This is a genomic window from Neokomagataea anthophila (assembly GCF_018122595.1).
Taxonomy (GTDB): domain Bacteria; phylum Pseudomonadota; class Alphaproteobacteria; order Acetobacterales; family Acetobacteraceae; genus Gluconobacter; species Gluconobacter anthophilus.
Genome location: NZ_JAGRQH010000295.1, coordinates 1 through 208 on the forward strand (window position 1 = coordinate 1; position 208 = coordinate 208).

Sequence of the window (208 nt, forward strand, 5' to 3'; positions counted from 1 at the left end):
CGGGCCAGTCGCGTGTTGAACTCGTTAATCAATGTCCCAAGACCGGACAGCTTGAAAACCGGCGTCAATGCAACTTGGATCAGGTGTGCCGCGCTACCCACTGGGTCAATATCGGTGGAAGTCTGAAAAAACATAATGTCTCTATCGGTTCCGCTACAGTTCTTCGCGCTTGAAAGCCAGGCAACATATGGCAGCCCACCGCCCGAAT

General features: G+C 52.9%; 1 pseudogene. It reads right to left on the reverse strand.

The window, feature by feature from the left end:
* A pseudogene (locus KB213_RS12980) lies at positions 1–134 on the reverse strand (DUF2721 domain-containing protein); the annotation flags it as partial.
* Positions 135–208 lie beyond the last annotated feature (74 nt).